The sequence below is a fragment of the Pedobacter sp. 01N416 genome (genome assembly GCF_056399685.1).
Map to the genome: position 1 here is coordinate 1 of NZ_JBFTRT010000581.1, position 3,121 is coordinate 3,121.

Below are 3,121 nucleotides of genomic sequence, written 5' to 3' on the forward strand. Positions count from 1 at the left end.
GGGTAGGAACGGGTAGGAACGCAGAGGGAAAATGGTCGCCAAATTTCGACCCAACGGAATGGGGAGGCCCGTTCACCGAAGGAAATGCCTGGCATTGGCAATGGTCGGTTTTTCAAGATACCAAAGGTTTAATTAATTTGATGGGCGGGAAAAGCAATTTTATCGCCAAGCTCGATTCTGTTTTCAGCGAACCTAATAAAGTAAATGTGGGTTCGTATGGCGGGATGATCCATGAAATGACCGAAATGGTAATGGCCAATATGGGCCAATATGCACATGGAAATCAACCGATACAGCACATGGTGTATTTGTATAATTATGCCAACCAACCCTGGAAAGCACAATTTTATGCCCGTAAGGTGATGCATAAACTGTACGATGCCACAGAAAATGGTTATCCTGGAGACGAAGACCAGGGGCAAACTTCATCGTGGTATGTTTTAAGCGCACTAGGGTTTTACAGCGTAACGCCAGGTACTGGGGAGTACGTTTTAGGAAGCCCAATGTTTAAAAAAACGACTATTAATTTAGAAAACGGCAAAAAATTCGTGATTGAGGCACCCGCCAATAATGCTGCCAATGTTTATATAAAATCGGCAAGCTTAAATGGTAAAAATTATACTAAAAATTTTATAAACCATAACGATTTGTTAAAAGGAGGGGTGTTAAAATTAGAGATGAATGTTAAACCTTCGTTAAATAGAGGATTATTAGAAGAAGATAAGCCATTTTCAATCAGTAAATAGATATTGAATTGCTACTTTTGGCGAATTAATTCAGATTATAAAGAATAGATAACAGAAATATATATAGAATGGAAAAGCCTGTTGCATTAGGTGTAGATATTGGCGGCTCGCATATTACGGCCGCATTGGTGGATTTAGAAACGAGAACTTTGGTGAAGGATTCCATCAAACGTAGCCCTGTGAATTCGCAGGAGAGTAAAGAAGTGATTTTATCGGCATGGTGCGATATCATCAATAAGGCTTTTAAAAATATTAAAAACGGTGCCCGGAATGTTGGAATTGCTATGCCTGGTCCTTTTAATTATAGTGAAGGCATTTCATTAATTAAAGACCAGGATAAGTTTAAATCACTTTACCAGATCAATGTAAAAGAAGAGCTGGCTAAACGACTGGATATCCCTGTAGAGAATATTCACTTTATAAACGATGCAGCAGGTTTTTTACAAGGTGAGGTTTTTGCTGGCGCTGCCAAAGGAAATGCCAGTGTGCTGGGCTTAACGCTTGGTACGGGMCTCGGCTCATCGCTTTGTCTCAATTATAATGATAAAGCTTTTGATGCTGACCTCTGGAACTCCGAATTTTTAGACGGAATTGCGGAAGATTACCTTTCTACTCGCTGGTTCGTAAAACGTTTTAACCAGCTTAGCGGCAAAACGGTAGATGGCGTGAAAGAATTGGTGGAAATGGTAGAAACCGATCATTTTGCCACCCGGGTATTTATGGAATTTGGTTATAACCTCGCGCAGTTCTTGATTCCTATTATTAAGAAACACAAAATAGATACTGTAATTGTTGGTGGTAATATTGCGCAATCTTTTAGTGCTTTTGCACCCGAGTTGATCGCAACCTTAAAAGGTAACGACATCGACACGGAAATAAAAATATCCGAGCTTAAAGAACATGCAGCGTTGATTGGTGCTGCAAGTTGCTGCGATTTAAGCTTAACTTAATAAGGAGAGGACTGCGGGTGATGACTTACATAATTAGTCCCGCAGTCTGCTCCTCTTTTGTCTTGCTCTACCACATAACGCCCTTTTTCGTGGCAATCCTGTTTGTTATTCGTATATTTTATTATTGATCTTTTTGCCTTAATTTATCAAAAAAAGGAATTAATTTTTCATCTGCGATATTATGCTTATTATTGCTTAATAAAACGTTTTAGTATAACGTTAAATCACTTTTAGATTTTTAAAATATTTCAATTAAAAATACACACCAACAAACAAATGAATCAGAAACTTTTAGTCATTGCACTGGCTTCTTTTTTAGGGGCAAAGGCTTTTGCTCAAAACCGGGGGCAACGAGAATACAAGATTACCATCAATGATAAAGATAGCGTAACAAATGCTATCGTGGATGACAAACTAAAGGCTGCTTTTTTTCAGGTTTATCCAAAATTTGCCCAGGCAGATGGATACCGTACCAAAAGAGATGTAATGTTAGATTTGGTAACGGAAGAAACATCAACAATACAGGCTAAAGCTGGAGAAATTAAAGTAAACAGCCAATGGGTTAAAAACAAATCTCAAGAGAAAATCCAAAAGGAAATGTTTTCTGCACTCTCAAAAAACTGGGTTTCTTACAGTAAAGAAAAACACAAAGGGTATGAATTAACATTTATCAGCAAAGATCCAAATTTAGATCCGACCGTAAGAAAGAAGTTAATTGCTACTTATTTCGAAATCTACCCAACCCTGGTTAAAACATTTAACGATAAATCTACCCACGATGTGTTATTTGTGGTGGATACAGCTTACAAAGCAGTTGCAGAAGCAAGCGGAAATAGAATTTTGTTTAGTGCTGCTTACATGAAAAAAGCACATCCAACCGATATTGATGTGGTAACGCACGAAACCATGCACATTGTTCAGGGTTATGGCTATAGTGCTGGTCCGGTTTGGCTAACCGAAGGTATTGCCGATTATGTACGTTATAAATATGGTGTTGATAATGTAGGCTCGAAATGGAGTTTGCCAGATTATAATGCAAAGCAGGGTTATAAAAATAGTTATCGTATTACCGCGAGGTTTTTTGCATGGTTAGAGCAAAATGTGAAACCTGGCTTAATTGCTACTTTAGATCAACAGTTAAGAGCGCATCAATACAAGGAGGAATCTTGGGCAGCCTTAACCGGAAAAACTGTCGACCAGCTATGGGAAGATTACAGCAAAGAACCACAAAAGGTAAGCCTTACTTACAGCAGCAAAAAATAAGAAATTGATCTACATGGAACGGCCGTCATCTCCTTTGGTTTATCGGACTGATTTTTCTTCTTGTAAATAGTATTACAAGAAGAAAGCTTGGTAAGCGTTTAAATAAAAGGCAGGGTGAACTTCCGTCATCTCTAGTTCACAGAACTTGTGGTCGTATTAGTC

General features: G+C 38.4%; 3 protein-coding genes. All 3 read left to right on the forward strand.

The genetic code is table 11. From position 1 onward, the window contains the following. Positions 1-746, forward strand: a 746-nt coding sequence (locus tag AC1DND_RS23990; RefSeq protein ID WP_477585086.1) for a GH92 family glycosyl hydrolase, incomplete at its 5' end; no start/stop codon positions are given. Between the two features lie 68 nt (positions 747-814). Then, positions 815-1,696 (forward strand): ROK family protein, encoded by an 882-nt coding sequence (locus AC1DND_RS23995; RefSeq protein WP_477585087.1) that lies wholly within the window; start codon positions 815-817, stop codon positions 1,694-1,696. Positions 1,697-1,972: 276 nt separating this feature from the next. After that, a complete protein-coding gene (locus AC1DND_RS24000) occupies positions 1,973-2,959 on the forward strand; it encodes a basic secretory protein-like protein (RefSeq protein WP_477585088.1) in 987 nt (328 codons plus the stop codon). Positions 2,960-3,121 lie beyond the last annotated feature (162 nt).

Coding starts and splice junctions, on each gene's coding strand:
- AC1DND_RS24000 (WP_477585088.1), top strand. CDS start 1,973: ATGAATCAGAAACTTTTAGTCATTGCACTGGCTTCTTTTTTAGGGGCA.